Origin of the sequence: Rhizobium leguminosarum, from assembly GCF_010668065.1 — a bacterium.
In the GTDB taxonomy this organism is placed as follows: domain Bacteria; phylum Pseudomonadota; class Alphaproteobacteria; order Rhizobiales; family Rhizobiaceae; genus Rhizobium; species Rhizobium leguminosarum_S.
In genome coordinates this window covers 675,201-690,143 of the sequence record NZ_WUEN01000001.1, presented here as the reverse complement: position 1 = coordinate 690,143, position 14,943 = coordinate 675,201, and the positions used below count along the sequence as shown (strand labels likewise).

Sequence of the window (14,943 nt, the reverse complement as noted above, 5' to 3'; positions counted from 1 at the left end):
CCATGCAGCAGCTCGGCTACCTCAAGGAAACCCCGTCGCAGACGGCAGGCCCCTATGTGCATATCGGCCTGACGCCGAATTTCTGCGACATCTCGGGTGTCTACGACACCGATCTCGGCATCGGGATGGTCAACGACAAGACGCTCGGCGAACGCATCACCGTCACCGGCCGAATCTTCGACGGTGCCGGCGCATTGGTACGCGATGCGGTCATCGAGATCTGGCAGACCGACAGCGCCGGGCTCTACAACAGCCCGTCGGAAATGCGCGGCGCCGCCGATCCCAATTTCACCGGCTGGGGCCGCTGCCCAACCCGCGCCGAGGACGGCGTCTACAGCTTCGAGACGGTCAAGCCCGGCCGTGTCCCCTTCAAGGACGGCCGCAGACAAGCCCCGCACATCACCTTCTGGATCGTCGCCCGCGGCATCAATATCGGCCTGCACACGCGCATGTATTTTCCGGAAGAGACGGAAGCCAACGCCGCCGACCCGCTACTTTCCCGCATCGAACATCGCGAGCGCGTCGCAACGATGATCGCCACCCGCGACGGCGCAACCTGTCATTTCGACATCCATCTGCAGGGTCCGAAGGAAACGGTGTTTCTGGATATCTGAGGGTGCGCGGACGGCTTGTTCGGAGAGCTCCGAGCAAGTAGCCCCCCTCACCCTGCCCTCTCCCCGAGGGGAGAGGGGAACAGTGCTACGCGAGAATATCTGCCCAGAAGGCGCCACCGCCGCCCGAGTCCCTTCTCCCCAACGGGGAGAAGGTGGCGGCAGCCGGATGAGGGGGCCACCACCACAAACCGAGACGATCATGACCGCATCGCCCTTCGACCATCCTTTCCTTTCCGGCCTACTCGGCGACGATGAAATCGCGCCCTATTTCTCCGCCGAGGCGGATATCCGGGCCATGCTTTCCTTCGAGGCCGCACTTGCAAAGGCTGAAGCCGCTCACGGCCTCATTCCTGCCGAAGCGGCAAGGCGCATCACTGACACCTGCGCTGCCTTCTCGGCCGATGTGCCCAGTCTTCGATCGGCAACGGCAAGGGACGGCGTCGTCGTTCCCGATCTCATCAAGCAGCTGCGCGCTAGTGTCGGCGAGGAAGCGGCAAAAAGCCTTCATCTCGGCGCGACCAGCCAGGATGTCATCGATACCAGCCTGATGATCCGCCTGAAGGCCGTCGTCTTCCTGTTTGCCGGCCGGCTTTCCACCATCGCCGCGGGACTCGATGCGCTCGACCGGCAGTTCGGCCGGAACCAGTTGATGGGTCACACCCGCATGCAGGCGGCGATCCCGATCACGGTCTCCGATCGCCTCCGTGCATGGCGAGAGCCGCTGACGACCTATCGCGACCGCCTGACCGAGCAGAGCTTTCCCGTCCAGTTCGGTGGTGCGGCCGGCACGCTGAACAAGCTCGGATCGCAGGCTGCCGCCATCCGCGGCTCGCTCGCCCAGGAACTCGGCCTCACAGATGCGCCGCAATGGCAGAGCGGGCGTCTGCCGATCGCCGATATTGCCGGCCTGTTCGCGTCGATATCGGGCAGTCTCGGCAAGATGGGCCAAGATATCGCGCTGCTTGCCCAGGCCGGCGGCGAGATCGAAATCTCAGGCGGCGGCACTTCGTCGGCGATGGCGCACAAGCAGAACCCCGTTTCCGCCGAAGTCCTCATCTCGCTCGCGCGCTTCAACGCCACTCTTCTATCGGGCGTCCACCAGTCCCTTGTACACGAACAGGAACGCTCGGGCGCCGCCTGGACGCTCGAATGGCTGCTGCTGCCGCAAATGACGATAGCAACCGCCGCCAGCCTGCGGCTGGCGAAGGAGCTGATGGGGAATATCAAGAGGCTTGGAACGACCTGATTCAGCGCCTTTGCATCTCATGCCGGAAACCGGCTATGCAGAGTGCAATGAAATCAGGAGCAGTCTCGTGACCTTTCCCCTCTTCGACCTCTCCGGCCGCCGCGCCCTCGTCACCGGCTCCAGCCAGGGCATCGGCCGCGCGTTGGCGGTCGGGCTTGCCGAGCATGGCGCTTCGATCATCATCAACGGCCGCAATGCGCAGAAGGCGGAGGCCGCCGCCGAGGATATCCGTCGCAGCCATCGCCATGCCGTCAGTGCCGCTTTCGACGTCACCGATGCGGAGGCGAGCCGCACCGCCATCGCCTATATAGAGGCGGAGATCGGCCCGATCGACATCCTCGTCAACAATGCCGGCATGCAGTTCCGCACACCGCTGGAGAACTTTCCGGTCGACAAATGGGACGAGATCTTCAAGACCAACGTCTCCAGCCTGTTCTATGTCAGCCAGCCGGTCGCCCAGGCGATGATATCGCGCGGCCGCGGCAAGATCATCAACATCGCCTCCGTCCAGGCCGAACTCGCCCGTCCCGGCATCGCACCCTATACCGCGACCAAGGGCGCGGTGAAGAACCTTACGCGCGGCATGGCGACCGACTGGGCGAAATACGGCCTGCAGGTCAATGCGATCGCGCCCGGCTATTTCCGCACGCCGCTCAACCAGGCGCTTGTCGACGATCCCAAGTTTTCTGGCTGGCTGGAAACCCGCACGCCGGCCGGCCGCTGGGGCGAGGTCAAGGAGCTTGTCGGCGCCGCCGTCTTCCTGGCCTCGGATGCCTCCTCCTTCGTCAACGGCCATATGCTGACCGTCGACGGCGGCATCACCGTCTCGCTCTAGAACAGACTGTCGTCCGAAAACCGCTCACACGCTTTTCGGCATCATGCTCTAAATTCGCATCATCCGAGTTTGGCGATCGCCCGCAGATTGTCGGCCGTCGTCGTCGGGAATTCGAAAAATTCGAGATAGGCGGGGATCTGTTCGAACAACATGTCCGTCCCAACCTGAAATGCACAGCCGCGCGCCCGCGCGGCCTCGAGAAAGGGGGTTATCTCCTTCGTCATCACGACCTCGCCGACGAAGGTCGATGGCGAGATGCGGTCGATATCGATCGGCAGCGGGTCACCGCGTCGCATGCCGAGAGGTGTCGCGTTGACGACGATGTCGAAACCTTCAGGATCGGCGGAGCCGACCGTCACATCAAGCTGTGGATAGTATTTCCTCAGCCTGTCCAGCAGCGCGGTCGCGGTCGCCTCATTGGCGTCGAAGATCGCCAGATGCTCCACCCCCGCCTGTGCCAACGACGCCGCGATCGCGGAGCCGACCCCGCCTGCACCGGCGATGAGCGCACGCGCTCCTTCGACCTTTTTGCCCTTGCGCAATACACCGCGAACGAAGCCCTCGCCATCGAACATGTCACCGATCAGCCTGCCGTCCGACCCGAGACGCACTGCATTGCACGAGCCGGCGACTTTCGCACTGGTCGACGTTTCGTCGAGCAGCGCCATCGTCGAAATCTTGTGCGGCATGGTGATGAGAGCACCGTGGATATTGGATAGCCGGAACAGAAGTTTCAAAAACACCGGATAATCCTCCGGCCTGCAGCCCATCGGCACGACGACGGCATCAATTCCGTTCTTCTCGAAGTACGGATTGTAGATCAGCGGCGCCTTGAAGGACTCCGTCGGATAGCCGAGGTGCGCGATGAGTTTGGTCGTCCCTGTGATCATGTGGTCAGACTTTCTGGGGATCGGAAGAGGCGCTGGCGTCCGCGAGGTGGATCATCTGTCCCCAGCGCGCCGATCTCTTGATCGCTTCGACGACCCTGAGCGTGGCGAGGCCCTCCCGGCCACTCACCAGAGGCGTGGCATCGCCACGAATGACGTCGCAAAAATGTCCGAGCTGAACGCAAAGGGGATCGGCTGCTGCGTAGGGCACCCGCTCCTGGGCAAGCTGCTCCAGCCAGTCGGGCCTCGAAGGGCTCGTCCAAAGCGTCAAATCGGGAATTCCGAGCGAACCCCTGGTGCCGCCGATCTGGTAGCAGAATTGATCGTAATGGGGAAAAGCGGGGTTCTCACCGGTGGTCGTCTCCCAGCTCCAGGGCGCGGCCGCGGCATCACTGCCGTTGAGGGTGGCAAGCACCCCGCTTGCGAAACGCAGCGTGACGACGGCCGTATCCTCGACGGCATGGTTCCGCACCGCGTGCGATTCCATCGCATGGACGGCTTCGACCTCGCCGAAGAGATATCGGAAGAGATCGACATCGTGGATCAGGTTGACGAAGACCGGGCCGGCGCCCGCTTCGCGCCGCCAGGGTATATCGAAATAGTCGTCGGGCTTGGCGACCCAGAACGTGCCGTGCACCGCGATGATCCGGCCAAGCCTTCCGCCGTCGACGATCTGTTTGACCGCCTGGATCATCGGATTGTGGCGCCTGTGATGGCCGACCAGCAGCGGTATGCCCGCTTTCTCGCCGGCGGCGACCAGTGCGGCTGCAGCATCGACATCGTCGGCGATCGGTTTCTCGATCAGAACGGGGATGCCGGCGGCGACGATCTCCATTCCGTTCTCGACGTGAAGCTGGTTCGGCGTTGCCACGATGACGCCGTGAGGCCTGTCCTCGACGCGGATGTCTAAGAAGCTCCGGTACCATCGGGCGCCGACAGACTCGGCAAAGTCGCGACCGGCGGCGGAAGGATCGATCACCGCCGAGAGAACGGTTCCGGGCTCGGACATGACACGCTCGACGTGGCGCCTGCCGATGAGGCCGGCTCCCATGACTGCAATCTCCAGCGGCTTCATTGCCGGCTCCCATAATTTGCCAGACGCGTCGACCTTGAGACGCCTTACTTCCGCAGGATTTCTCCGAGGAATTTCCTGGTTCGCTCATGCTGTGGGTTCGTGAAGAACTCGGCCGGCGGGGCTTCCTCGACGATCGCGCCGCTGGCCATGAAGATCACGCGATCGGCGACCTGGCGGGCAAAGCCCATTTCGTGTGTGACGCAGATCATCGTCATGCCCTCGTCGGCCAGCGCGATCATCGTATCCAGCACCTCCTTGACCATCTCCGGGTCAAGCGCCGACGTCGGCTCATCGAACAGCATCACTTTCGGTCGCATGCAAAGCGCGCGGGCGATGGCGACACGCTGTTGCTGGCCACCAGAAAGCTGCACCGGATATTTGTCGGCCTGCTCCAGGATCTTGACCCGCTCGAGCAGCCCGCGTGCCCGTTCCTCGGCCTCCGCCCTACCGACGCCGGCTGCCTTCATCGGCGCCAGCATGCAGTTCTGCAGCACGGTCAGATGCGGAAACAGATTGAACTGCTGGAAGACCATGCCGACCTCGCGACGGATCGCATCGATGGTCTTGGCCTGATTGCCGAGAAGAATCCCGCCGACGCGGATTTCACCTTTTTCGTAGGTCTCGAGATGGTTGATGCAGCGAATGAGCGTCGACTTGCCGCTGCCGGAAGGCCCGCACAAGACGATCCTCTCGCCGCTGCGAACCGATATGTTGATGTCGCGCAGGGCTTGAAAAGCGCCATACCACTTCTCCACCCGCTCCATGGTGATCATGGTTTCCGCGCCTTGAGCGGGACTGGGACTGGTCATCGGTAGAACTCCATATTGGCGGGCTGGACCGCGTCGAGGACGAGGGATGCGGATCAGCGCGCGGAGACGGCGAACTTTCGTTCGAGGCGGGCGCCAAGAAGCGTCAGTGGGCAGCACATCAGGAAATAGAGAATGCCGACGATGCCGAAGACCGTCAGCGGTTGGAAAATCTGGTTGGAGATGATGTTGCCGGCCCGCGTCAGCTCGGTGAAGCCGACGATTGACGCAAGCGAGGTGCCCTTGATCAACTGCACGAGGAAACCGATCGTGGCTGGCAGCGAGATGCGCAGCGCCTGCGGCAGGATGACATCCTTCATGCGCGAGATGTATCTCAGGCTGAGAGCCTTTGCCGCTTCCGTCTGGCCGCGCGGAACCGCTTCGATCGATCCGCGCCAGATCTCGCCGAGATAGGCGCTGGCATGCAGCGTCAGGCCGATGGCGACGGCCACCCAGGCATCGAGCATCAGCCCCACCAGCGCCAGGCCGTAATAGACGACGAAAAGCTGCATCAGCAGCGGGGTTCCCTGGAAGACGGCGATGTAGCCGGCCGTGACGCGTTCCAGCAGCGGCATGCCCGAGGCACGGGCAAGCGCGACGCCGAGCCCTGCAATGCCGCCGCAGACAAAGCCGACGGCAGACAGGAGCACGGTCCATTTCAGGCCGATGAGGAGGAAGACGAATTCTTCGTGACTCATGGAATTCCTCCTACTTGACCGGATATTTGAAGTAGCGCGCCGAAAACAGCGCGAAGATGCGCATCATCAGCCAGGAGATCACGAAATAGAAAACCGTGACGGTGAAGTAGACCTCGAAGCTGCGGAAGCTCTCCGACTCGATGCGCTGCGAAACGGACGTCAGCTCGTAGGCCGAAATCGCCGAGGCAATGCTGGTGGTCAGCGTCAGCAGGACGAACTGGCTGGTCAGGGACGGATAGATCGCCCGCAATGCCGGCTTGAGGATGATCAGCCGGAAAACCTGAGCCTTGTGCAGACCAAGGGCCAGCCCCGCTTCCATCTGTCCCTTCGGGATCGACTGAACCCCGCCACGAATGATCTCGATGGCGTAGGCGCCGCCGTTAATCCCGAGCGCGATAATCGCCGTCGGCGTCGGATCGAGCCTGATGCCTGTGAGCGGAAGCGCGAAGTAGATGAAGAAGATCTGCACCAGAAACGGCGTGTTGCGGATCAACTCGACGAAGGCGATAACCAGCCATCGCGCCGGCTTCAGGGCAGAGTCGCGCAAGGCAACGCCGCCAATTCCGATCGCGATCGCCAGCAGCATCCCACAAATGGCAAGCAAGAATGTCCCGAGACAGCCGAGCAGAAGGCTCGGCAGGCCATCTATGACCGGGGTGAAATCCAACTTATAATTCATGGCGATCCTTCTGGTCCGTCTTCCTGAAAGTTCAGTCGCGCTTGACCATTCCAGCCATTGCCTGGATAGCCAGCTCGTAGCCGTCTGCTCCAAAGCCGATCATGATGGCCGTGGCAACGCGCGAGATCAGCGAATTGTGGTAGATGCTTTCGCGCGCATGAACATTGGAAATATGCAGCTCGATCTTCGGCGGGTCGAACATTTTCAACGCATCGAGAAGAGCGATCGATGTGAACGTATAGCCGGCAGGATTGATGATGATGCCACAGGCGTCGGTCCGGGCCTGGTGCACGCTCTCAACCAGTTCGCCCTCGAAATTGGTCTGCCGGAACTCGACGTCGAATCCCAAGGACTTTGCCTTGGTCATGCACCGTTTCCTGATGTCGGCCAGCGTCGTGGTTCCATAGATCGCCGGCTCGCGCTGACCGAGAAGATTGAGGTTCGGCCCGTTGAGCACAAAGATTGGTTTGTTCATGATCGCGCTCCTGGATGCGGGCAGAGCCTTAGGCATGGCGGTTGCGTTGCCGGGCATCGCATGCCCGGCCTTGTCTCGTGAGGTTTGCCTCTATGAGGACATCATCCTCGGCTTTCTGCCGGGGATCCGCCGCCGTGGATGCTCGGGACGAGCCCGAGCATGACGGAAGAGCGGTTGGCGGGCCCTATATCAGCCGGAAAGCCGGGCCTCGTCCGGCTTTGCGGTTCGCTCAGTTCGCCGCGAACGGAATGCCTTCCAGCGTTTCCGGGAATTCCGGGACCGGAACCTTCATCCACTTGTCGTAGACCGCCTTGAGTTCGCCGTTGGCCTTGATCTTGTCGATGAAGGTGTTGAGCGCCGCATTGATTTCCTTTTCGCCGAGACGCGTGCAAGCACCGTTGTAGAGCTTCTGGAATTCAAGCTTGTTTTCGAATTCGCCCGGACGGGCCTTCTCCACCCGGTCCATGTAGAAGATGTTGCCACCAAGCGTCTCGACCTGGCCGGACACCAGGGCCTGGACGCTCGCGGCATCTCCATCATAGCGGCGGATGGTCGTGCTCGGCGGTGCGTTCTTGGTGACCTGCGTGTCCTGGGCAGCCCCCTTGGCGACGCCGACCGTGAACTTGGCCATGTCGTCATTCTTCTTGATCTCAGCCGATTTCGGACCAATCAGAACGATGGCATTGGCAACATAGGGCTTGCTGAACTGCACGGCCTTTGCACGATCCGGCAGCATCGCCATCGTCGCGAAGAGAACATCGACGCGGCCGGCCGTCAGTGCGGGAATGCGGTTGTTGACTTCAAGCGGCACGAACTCGACGGAAACACCCAGTTCCTTGGCAAACAGCGTCGCGATGTCGGCATCGAGGCCGTCCTGTTTGCCGCCGCTGGTCACAAAGCCCCAAGGCGGGTTGTCGCCCTGAATTCCGACGATGATCTTGCCGCGAGCCTTGATTTCATCAGGCGTGATGGCGGCGGCCGGTTGCGCCAGGGTGACGGCAGCCACCAGGGCCGCGGCTCCGAGCATCGCGTTTCGGCGCGTCAGCATAGATTTGAACATGTGATTCCTCCTCCTTTGGCGGTCACTCGACCGGACAGCCACCTCACCTTTTGACTGTGTGAGCAATGATTGCCAGAGACGAGCGGTCAAATCAACAGAGTTTTTCAAAATCATATGAGAATTTATAATAAGACACGCTATTTGAATTCCTCACGACATTTGCCATAATAGTAGCGAGCGATTTTCCGGGACGCATCGTAGTGTTCGGCGCTCGTTTAATCTCGCACGGATATCGGAAGGGCTTTGACATGAGGACCTCGATTGCGACTGTAACGATCAGCGGCGAACTCCCGGAGAAGCTCGAGGCGATCGCCCGGGCGGGCTTCGACGGCGTCGAGATCTTCGAAAATGACTTCCTCGCCTTCGACGGAAGCCCGGCCGATGTCGGAAAACTCGTCCGCGACCATGGCCTGGAGATCACCCTGTTTCAGCCATTTCGTGATTTCGAGGGCATGCAGGAGCCGCTGCGAAGCCGCACGTTTGACCGTGCGGAGCGGAAGTTCGACGTGATGCAGCAGTTGGGAACGGACCTGGTGCTCGTCTGCTCCAACGTCTCGCCGGCCGCTATCGGCGGCATCGACAGGGCGGCGGCGGACTTTCATGAACTCGGCGAGCGTGCTGCCCGGCGTGGACTGAGGGTGGGCTATGAGGCGCTTGCCTGGGGCCGCCATATCAGCGACCACCGCGACGCCTGGGAGATCGTCCGTCGCGCCGATCATCCGAATATCGGTCTTATCCTCGACAGCTTCCACACCTTGTCGCGCAAGATCGACGTCAATTCCATCCGCTCGATTCCCAAAGAGAAAATCTTCATCGTCCAGCTTGCCGATGCCCCTGATATCGACATGGACCTGCTCTATTGGAGCCGCCACTTCCGAAACATGCCGGGTGAAGGCGACCTTCCCGTGACGGCGTTCACCGAAGCCGTCGCGGCGACAGGTTATGACGGGTATTTCTCCCTGGAGATCTTCAACGACCAGTTCCGAGGCGGTTTGTCGCGTGCGATTGCGGCCGATGGCCACCGCTCCTTGATCTATCTTGGCGATCAGGTACGACGCAATCTCGGCATCGGCAGCATGACCGGGGCGGCGATGCCGGAAAGGCCTTCCGTCAAGGGCGTCGGCTTCGTCGAGTTTGCCACGGACGAGGAAGACGAAGTCGAGCTGGTTGCATTGCTGCGCACCCTCGGATTCAAAAAGACGGCGGTCCACCGCACGAAAAAAGTCTCCCTCTTCGAGCAGGGCGAGATCCGCATCCTCGTCAATGTCGATCAGGCAGGATTCGCCAACGCCGCCTACGCCGTTCACGGTACTTTCGCCTATGCCATGGCCCTGATCGTGGACGATGCGGCCAAGGCCTATGAGCGCGCGCTCGCCTTGGATGCCGAGCCATTCACCCAGCCTGTCGCAGACGGTGAGCTTGAGTTGCCCGCCATTCGGGGCGTGGGGGGCGGGATCGTCTATCTCATCGACGACAAGAGCGCATTGGGTCGCTTCTCCGAAATCGACTTTCAGCCGGTCCCCGACGACAGCGACGCGCCGCCTGCGGGCCTTTTGCGCATTGATCACGTCGCCCAGACGGTCGGCTACGATGAAATGCTCACCTGGCTTCTGTTCTACACGTCCATTTTCGAGACGCGGAAGACCCCGATGGTCGATATCATCGATCCGGCCGGGGTGGTGCGCAGTCAAGTCGTCGAGAACGACACCGGGGCGCTGCGCATTACCATGAACGGCGCCGAGAATCGCCGCACTCTGGCGGGACATTTCATCGCCGAGAAATTCGGGGCCGGAATCCAGCACCTGGCGTTTTTGACCGACGACATCTTTGCAACCGCCGAAAGCCTTCGTGTCTGCGGTTTCAGATCACTGCACATTTCGCCGAACTACTACGACGACGTCGAAGCACGCTTCGGCCTCGATCCTGCATTGACCGAGCGGCTGAAGGCGGAGAACATCCTCTATGACCGCGACGAGCACGGCGAATATTTCCAGCTCTATAGCGGAACCTATGGAGAAGGTTTCTTTTTCGAGATCGTCGAGCGCCGCGGCTACCGCGGCTACGGCGCGCCGAACGCAATTTTCCGGATCGCCGCTCTGAAGAAACAGATGCGTCCGGAAGGAATTCCGAAAGATGCCTCTTGAGCTATGGTTTAGGAGCGGCTCAGCTTTTCATGAAAGCGCAGAGCCACTCTAACCTTTTGTTTTGCCCATTCCGGACGGAAAACCGCTTCGCACTTTTCCTGGAATTGCCCTAAGTAATCCGGCCGCTCTTCAGCACATGTTCCACGCCGCTTTGAACGTGCCGCCTGACGACGTCGGTCGCGCCGGCGACGTCGCGCCGAATGGAAAGTTCAAACAAAAGCCTGTGGTCATCGACGACGGGCTTGCCTCGAAAACTCTCGGCCAGCATATGGTAGCGGAGAAAGCGGTCGAAGACCGACGACAATGTCGCCATCAGCGTCGCTGAATTGCAGGCCGAGACGATCGCCTGATGGAACTCCCAATCGTATCGGACCCAGTCGACGGTCCTCGAGACGTCGCCGGCAAGGAGCTTGCGTTCGGCGGCTGCCAGCCGGTGATGGGCGGCGACGATGCGCCCCTCCCATTCGAGATTTCCAGCAGCGAAGGCAAGGCCGATCGCGTGCGTTTCAAGAACGATCCTGAGGTCGGCGAGTTCCAGAAGTTCGCGGCGCGAAGCAGGGCTGACCTCAAAGCCACGCTGCCCCTCGGCGACGACGAGGTTTTCCGTAGTCAGGCGGCTCAAAATTTCGCGCAGCGATGAAATGCCGATGGAGTAGCGCTCCTTTGCCTGCTCCAGCTTGATCTTGGTCCCCGGCGGCAAAGTGCCCGATATGATATCCTCGCGGATCTGCCGGAAGACGACATCGCTTACTGTTTCAGCCGGATCATGGATTTGCTTGAGCATGGCTTTTCCTGGTTTCGCCGAAATGTCTGAGTTGGTGGACCTAAAGTTCGAAGAGAAACGTCCGAACCATTTCTATCTCAGCGTCCCTCTCGCCAGCGCATGTTCAACCCCGCCTTGAATATGCAGGACAAGCACCCGCTTGGCCGTCTCCGCGTCCCGTCGCAATGCCGCATCCAACAACTGCTGATGTTCGTTGGCCGCGACATCGCCTCGATAGGACAAGGCAACCATCTGATATCTGAGATATCTGTCGAAGATCACCGAATGCGTCTCCATCAGCAGTTTCGACCCGCAGGCGGATATCAGGGCTTGATGGAACTCCCAGTCGTAGCGCTTCCAGTCCTCGGCCCGGCTGGTATCACCGGAGGCCATCACCTGTTCCATCCGCGCCAATTTGTAATGCGCCGATACCAGCGGAGCTTCCCACTCCACGTCGCCATGCACGAACGACTGCTCCAGCGCATGTGTTTCCAGGAGAAGCCTCAGCGCCGCCGTCTCCTTGAGGTCTGAAACCGACACCGGAGACACTTCGAACCCTTTCTGCCCTTCGGCGAGGACGAGCCCCTCGGAGGAGAGCCGGTTCAGCACTTCCCGAAGGGTGCTGATGCTGGTCTCGTAAGACTCCTTCAGGCTTTCAAGCTTCAACTTTTGTCCGGGAGCCAGCCGGCCAAAAATGATGTCGGCCCGAATGCGCCTGTAGCTGCTTTCGGCAATGGTCTCGTTGATAACCGGCTGCAACATGGCGAGTCTCTTATATTTCCCGTATCGTCGGATATATCGCTTTCTGGCATTCTCAAGCAAGGAAACATTCGCAGAATAGGAAGCACAATTTTCTCATATGATGCTGGTTTTCCCGGAGAACCGGGCGAGCAGGGCGGACGACCAATACACGCGCCACATCTCGTTTAGGCCGGGCTCTTCGGCGCGGCTTTCGTGTTGCTGCTAAGACTGGATTTTCGGCTCAACATGGCGGCAATTGTTTTTTCAATCGCGCGCAACCATCTAATAGGCATGACTTACGGGAAAATGTCCCCCGCCCTCAGCAGCGCGTTTACCGAAAACCAACCATACCGGCTTGCTTTCCGAGCCGAAAGCCGATTGCTTAGGAAAATCTACTTCTTCTTCCGCTAGCGGTTAGGAGAATACAAAGGGGAACAGACAAACCCGTGGAATTCTGCTGCTTCGCATAGAGACGAACTATGACTACGATGGCGATGCGGGAAGGCCGGTTTGAAGAACGATGACGACAGAACTGTTTCAGGTAAAATTTTGGGGCGTCCGCGGCAGTATTCCCGTGTCAGGCCCCGAGTTCGATCGCTACGGCGGTAACACTTCCTGCATCGAGATTCGCTGCGGAAAACATCGGATGATCTTCGACGCAGGCTCTGGTCTGCGCGAGGCCGGGCTGTCTATGCTCGCCGACGGCGTCAGCGACGTCGACCTGTTCTTCAGCCACTGCCATTACGACCACATCATTGGCCTGCCCTTCTTCAAGGCGATCTATTATCCCTCGATCAACGTCAACATCTGGTCCGGCCATCTCGATGGCAAGATGAGCACGCGGGAAATGGTCGAGCAGTTCATCAGCCCGCCCTGGTTTCCGGTCAAGACCGACATCTGTCAGGCGACGATGAACTTCCGGGATTTCCATGCCGGTCAGGTGCTGACCCCGCACGCGGGCATCGAGATCAAGACTTTCATGCTGAACCATCCGGGCGGCGCCATCGGCTACCGCATCGAATGGCAGGGCCGTTCGGTCGCTCTCGTCTATGACATCGAGCATATTCCCGGCAGCTATGATCCGGTCTCGCTGGAGATGATGCGGGACGCCGATCTCGTCGTCTACGACTGCACCTACAATGAAGACGAGATGCAGCGTTTCAAGGGCTTCGGCCATTCGACCTGGCAGCATGGCACCGAGCTTGCGAAAATGGCAGGCACCAAGCGCTTCGCGCTGTTCCACCACGCCCCTTCGCGCACGGACGAACAGCTGGCGGAGATGGAAATGCAGGCGCAGGCCGCCTTCCCCGAATCCTTTGCCGCCCGCGACAATCAGACCGTGGTGATCTAAAGCACGTCGCGAACTTTCAGATTCGCTCGTCGCGCTTTAGATCTTTGTTTTTACGCATGTCGTTGTCGCAAAACCGCTGCACACTTTTGCGCGACATGCTTTAGCAGGCTGCCGAAGGCCGCCGTCATCTTGCCAGTCCGAAGCTCTTCGACAGAGAGCCCATTCGTCGAACTGGCATGCCGGCGACGTCTCGACGGAACAGATGCTGGGCCGGACCGTTTTCCCAGTAGCGCAAAATCAACGAAACAGGGATCCGTCATGACCGTGCTTTCCGGAAAGTGTCTCTGCGGGCAGGTGCGTATTTCTGTCCGGGGCGAGCCCTTACGCGTCGGAATCTGTCATTGCACCGACTGTCGAAAAGAAAGCGGTTCGGCTTTTACCTTCTATGGGATCTGGCCCGCCGGCCAATTCGAACATTCAGGGGAAACCGGCCAGTTCCAAGGTCGGCATTTCTGCACCGGTTGCGGCTCGCGGCTGTTTTCCGCCGATGACCAGGAGGCGGAAATCAAGCTTGGCATCCTCTCCGAGGCGCCGACGCCTTTGGTGCCGAGCTACGAACTCTGGGTCAAACGCCGCGAGCCGTGGCTGCGACCGGTGGAAGGCGCCGAGCAGTTTGAGGAAGACCGAAAGTGAACACCAAGCGCTGGGCGACGTCATTGAGCAACGAAGACAGTTCAAAGGAGGTTTCCGATGGTCACTCCCGTCCGACATCGCTGGATGACGGTTGCAGGCGTCGAGACTTTTTACCGCGAGGCCGGCCAACCGGATGCGCCGGTCTTGTTGCTGCCGCACGGATATCCCTGCTCATCCTATGAATTTCGCAATCTCATGCCGCGCCTTGCCGACCGTTGGCGTCTGATTGCGCCGGATTTCCCAGGTGCCGGCTACAGCGCCACACCCGATGATTTCGACTACAGCTTCGATGGATACGCTGCCTGGCTGGAGGCCTTCATCAGTGCGATGAATGTCGACCGATTCGTCCTCTACCTCCACGACTTCGGCTCGCCGATCGGTGCCCGGTTGGCGATCAGAGCCCCTCAGCGCATCGTGGCGCTGATCATCCAGAATGGCGACATTCCCTATGAAGATGCCCTCGGACCGAAATATGCGGATATCGAGGCGACATGGATGCTTCCGAATTCGGAGATGAGGAAGGTACTAGCGGAGGCGGTCAACGAGGAGACTTTCAAGGAGGAATTCCTCAACGATCTGCCGGCTCCTCTGGTCGACGCGATCCCGCCAGATCTCTGGAAACTGCATTGGTCGCTGATCACGCCGCAGCGCAAGGAAATCGCCATAGACCTGATCGCCGGATTGAAGGAGAACCGGGCCTGGTTCCCGGAACACCGCAAATATCTCAGCGAATACCGGCCGCCCACCTTGATCGTCTGGGGTCCGAACGACCACTACATGCCGGAAAAGTCGGCTCGGGCCTATCTGCGTGATCTGCCGGACGCCGAACTGCATCTGCTCGGCGGCGGCCACTGGCTGCTCGAGACACATCTCGATGACGTCGTCGCACTTATGCGAGAGTTCCTCGGACGCGTTCACGCCGCCTGATCGGCAATG

At 60.3% G+C, this 14,943-nt stretch carries 16 protein-coding genes; 7 read left to right on the top strand and 9 right to left on the bottom strand.

Going from position 1 to position 14,943, the window contains the following annotated elements; all coding sequences use genetic code 11:
• Nucleotides 1–2 precede the first annotated feature (2 nt).
• The 3 genes from pcaG to GR198_RS03120 all read left to right on the top strand — a co-directional run bounded on the left by pcaG (nucleotide 3) and on the right by GR198_RS03120 (nucleotide 2,695).
• A complete protein-coding gene (gene pcaG, locus GR198_RS03130) occupies nucleotides 3–614 on the top strand; it encodes a protocatechuate 3,4-dioxygenase subunit alpha (protein ID WP_164067368.1) in 612 nt (203 codons plus the stop codon).
• Between the two features lie 199 nt (nucleotides 615–813).
• Nucleotides 814–1,860, top strand: a complete 1,047-nt coding sequence (locus tag GR198_RS03125; protein ID WP_164067366.1) for a 3-carboxy-cis,cis-muconate cycloisomerase — start codon at nucleotides 814–816, stop codon at nucleotides 1,858–1,860.
• A 67-nt stretch (nucleotides 1,861–1,927) separates the two neighbouring features.
• Nucleotides 1,928–2,695, top strand: a complete 768-nt coding sequence (locus GR198_RS03120; RefSeq protein ID WP_062940602.1) for an SDR family oxidoreductase — start codon at nucleotides 1,928–1,930, stop codon at nucleotides 2,693–2,695.
• 59 nt (nucleotides 2,696–2,754) lie between these two features.
• Here GR198_RS03120 and GR198_RS03115 read toward each other — a convergent pair whose 3' ends face one another.
• The 7 genes from GR198_RS03115 to GR198_RS03085 form a co-directional block, all read right to left on the bottom strand.
• A complete protein-coding gene (locus GR198_RS03115; protein WP_164067364.1) occupies nucleotides 2,755–3,585 on the bottom strand; it encodes a shikimate dehydrogenase family protein in 831 nt (276 codons plus the stop codon).
• Nucleotides 3,586–3,589: 4 nt separating this feature from the next.
• The gene (locus GR198_RS03110) at nucleotides 3,590–4,657 is read right to left on the bottom strand and encodes a Gfo/Idh/MocA family protein (RefSeq protein ID WP_164067362.1); all 1,068 of its coding nucleotides are present in this window, start codon (nucleotides 4,655–4,657) and stop codon (nucleotides 3,590–3,592) included.
• A 44-nt stretch (nucleotides 4,658–4,701) separates the two neighbouring features.
• Complete coding sequence (locus tag GR198_RS03105) at nucleotides 4,702–5,466, bottom strand: amino acid ABC transporter ATP-binding protein (protein ID WP_129419372.1); 765 nt, start codon at nucleotides 5,464–5,466, stop codon at nucleotides 4,702–4,704.
• A gap of 53 nt (nucleotides 5,467–5,519) precedes the next feature.
• Nucleotides 5,520–6,161 carry an amino acid ABC transporter permease gene (locus GR198_RS03100; RefSeq protein ID WP_164067360.1) on the bottom strand — a complete coding sequence of 214 codons (642 nt, stop codon included), beginning with the start codon at nucleotides 6,159–6,161 and terminating at the stop codon, nucleotides 5,520–5,522.
• Between the two features lie 10 nt (nucleotides 6,162–6,171).
• A complete protein-coding gene (locus GR198_RS03095; RefSeq protein WP_164067358.1) occupies nucleotides 6,172–6,840 on the bottom strand; it encodes an amino acid ABC transporter permease in 669 nt (222 codons plus the stop codon).
• 31 nt (nucleotides 6,841–6,871) lie between these two features.
• Nucleotides 6,872–7,315 carry a type II 3-dehydroquinate dehydratase gene (locus tag GR198_RS03090; protein ID WP_062940601.1) on the bottom strand — a complete coding sequence of 148 codons (444 nt, stop codon included), beginning with the start codon at nucleotides 7,313–7,315 and terminating at the stop codon, nucleotides 6,872–6,874.
• 229 nt (nucleotides 7,316–7,544) lie between these two features.
• On the bottom strand, nucleotides 7,545–8,375 hold the full coding sequence (locus GR198_RS03085; protein ID WP_062940503.1) for a transporter substrate-binding domain-containing protein: 831 nt from the start codon (nucleotides 8,373–8,375) through the stop codon (nucleotides 7,545–7,547).
• Between the two features lie 248 nt (nucleotides 8,376–8,623).
• On the opposite strand from GR198_RS03085, the gene GR198_RS03080 reads away from it, so the two are divergent.
• Entirely contained in the window at nucleotides 8,624–10,519 is a 1,896-nt protein-coding gene (locus GR198_RS03080) for a bifunctional sugar phosphate isomerase/epimerase/4-hydroxyphenylpyruvate dioxygenase family protein (protein ID WP_164067356.1), read from the top strand.
• A 109-nt stretch (nucleotides 10,520–10,628) separates the two neighbouring features.
• On the opposite strand, the gene GR198_RS03075 is transcribed toward GR198_RS03080, so the two are convergent.
• Nucleotides 10,629–11,303, bottom strand: a complete 675-nt coding sequence (locus GR198_RS03075; protein ID WP_164067354.1) for a GntR family transcriptional regulator — start codon at nucleotides 11,301–11,303, stop codon at nucleotides 10,629–10,631.
• 72 nt (nucleotides 11,304–11,375) lie between these two features.
• Nucleotides 11,376–12,044, bottom strand: coding sequence for a GntR family transcriptional regulator (locus GR198_RS03070; protein WP_029872168.1), 669 nt, complete (start codon nucleotides 12,042–12,044; stop codon nucleotides 11,376–11,378).
• Nucleotides 12,045–12,543: 499 nt separating this feature from the next.
• Here GR198_RS03070 and GR198_RS03065 point away from each other — a divergent pair, with 499 nt between their 5' ends.
• The 3 genes from GR198_RS03065 to GR198_RS03055 all read left to right on the top strand — a co-directional run bounded on the left by GR198_RS03065 (nucleotide 12,544) and on the right by GR198_RS03055 (nucleotide 14,934).
• Nucleotides 12,544–13,374: an MBL fold metallo-hydrolase gene (locus GR198_RS03065; protein ID WP_164067352.1), complete on the top strand. Its 831-nt coding sequence runs from the start codon at nucleotides 12,544–12,546 to the stop codon at nucleotides 13,372–13,374.
• 258 nt (nucleotides 13,375–13,632) lie between these two features.
• The gene (locus GR198_RS03060) at nucleotides 13,633–14,007 is read left to right on the top strand and encodes a GFA family protein (protein ID WP_164067350.1); all 375 of its coding nucleotides are present in this window, start codon (nucleotides 13,633–13,635) and stop codon (nucleotides 14,005–14,007) included.
• Between the two features lie 57 nt (nucleotides 14,008–14,064).
• Nucleotides 14,065–14,934, top strand: a complete 870-nt coding sequence (locus tag GR198_RS03055) for an alpha/beta fold hydrolase (RefSeq protein WP_164067348.1) — start codon at nucleotides 14,065–14,067, stop codon at nucleotides 14,932–14,934.
• Nucleotides 14,935–14,943: the final 9 nt, after the last annotated feature.

Coding starts and splice junctions, on each gene's coding strand:
- GR198_RS03100 (WP_164067360.1), bottom strand. CDS start 6,161: ATGAGTCACGAAGAATTCGTCTTCCTCCTCATCGGCCTGAAATGGACC.
- GR198_RS03075 (WP_164067354.1), bottom strand. CDS start 11,303: ATGCTCAAGCAAATCCATGATCCGGCTGAAACAGTAAGCGATGTCGTC.
- GR198_RS03115 (WP_164067364.1), bottom strand. CDS start 3,585: ATGATCACAGGGACGACCAAACTCATCGCGCACCTCGGCTATCCGACG.
- GR198_RS03080 (WP_164067356.1), top strand. CDS start 8,624: ATGAGGACCTCGATTGCGACTGTAACGATCAGCGGCGAACTCCCGGAG.
- GR198_RS03105 (WP_129419372.1), bottom strand. CDS start 5,466: ATGACCAGTCCCAGTCCCGCTCAAGGCGCGGAAACCATGATCACCATG.
- GR198_RS03060 (WP_164067350.1), top strand. CDS start 13,633: ATGACCGTGCTTTCCGGAAAGTGTCTCTGCGGGCAGGTGCGTATTTCT.
- GR198_RS03095 (WP_164067358.1), bottom strand. CDS start 6,840: ATGAATTATAAGTTGGATTTCACCCCGGTCATAGATGGCCTGCCGAGC.
- GR198_RS03090 (WP_062940601.1), bottom strand. CDS start 7,315: ATGAACAAACCAATCTTTGTGCTCAACGGGCCGAACCTCAATCTTCTC.
- GR198_RS03085 (WP_062940503.1), bottom strand. CDS start 8,375: ATGTTCAAATCTATGCTGACGCGCCGAAACGCGATGCTCGGAGCCGCG.
- GR198_RS03125 (WP_164067366.1), top strand. CDS start 814: ATGACCGCATCGCCCTTCGACCATCCTTTCCTTTCCGGCCTACTCGGC.
- GR198_RS03110 (WP_164067362.1), bottom strand. CDS start 4,657: ATGAAGCCGCTGGAGATTGCAGTCATGGGAGCCGGCCTCATCGGCAGG.
- GR198_RS03070 (WP_029872168.1), bottom strand. CDS start 12,044: ATGTTGCAGCCGGTTATCAACGAGACCATTGCCGAAAGCAGCTACAGG.
- GR198_RS03055 (WP_164067348.1), top strand. CDS start 14,065: ATGGTCACTCCCGTCCGACATCGCTGGATGACGGTTGCAGGCGTCGAG.
- GR198_RS03065 (WP_164067352.1), top strand. CDS start 12,544: ATGACGACAGAACTGTTTCAGGTAAAATTTTGGGGCGTCCGCGGCAGT.
- pcaG (WP_164067368.1), top strand. CDS start 3: ATGCAGCAGCTCGGCTACCTCAAGGAAACCCCGTCGCAGACGGCAGGC.